The following is a 441-nucleotide window of genomic DNA, read 5'->3' on the forward strand; positions in this document are numbered from 1 at the left end:
GGATTTCGTCACACGCGGCATCGCGCTCGCGCTGTTGATCATGTCGGTGCTGTCGTGGTGCGTGATCGTCATCAAGGGCTGGAACGTCGCGCGCCTCAAGCGCCTCACGAAGAACGCCGAGCAGCAGTTCTGGCACTCGGACGACCTCGCCGACGGCGTGAAGAAGCTCGGCACCGGCACGCCGGAGGACAACCCGTTCCTCGCGCTGGCGCTCTCGGGCCAGGAAGCCGCCGATCACCATCACCAGACGCAACCGCATCTGCATGACCGCATGGACGTGTCGGACTGGGTCACGCGCTGCCTGAAGGACACGATGGACGAGTCGGTCGCGAAGATGCAAAGCGGCCTCGCGATCCTCGCCTCGATCGGCAGCACGGCGCCGTTCGTCGGCCTGTTCGGTACGGTGTGGGGCATCTATCACGCCCTGCTGACGATCGGCGC

Annotated in this window: 1 protein-coding gene; it reads left to right on the plus strand. The window is 65.8% G+C overall.

The features are described 5' to 3' along the window. A partial coding sequence (locus SB816_RS29910) for a MotA/TolQ/ExbB proton channel family protein (protein ID WP_410547977.1) occupies positions 1 to 441 on the plus strand: 441 nt, incomplete at both ends.

Origin of the sequence: Achromobacter sp. SIMBA_011, assembly GCF_046535435.1 — a bacterium.
Lineage (GTDB): Bacteria > Pseudomonadota > Gammaproteobacteria > Burkholderiales > Burkholderiaceae_B > Achromobacter > Achromobacter dolens.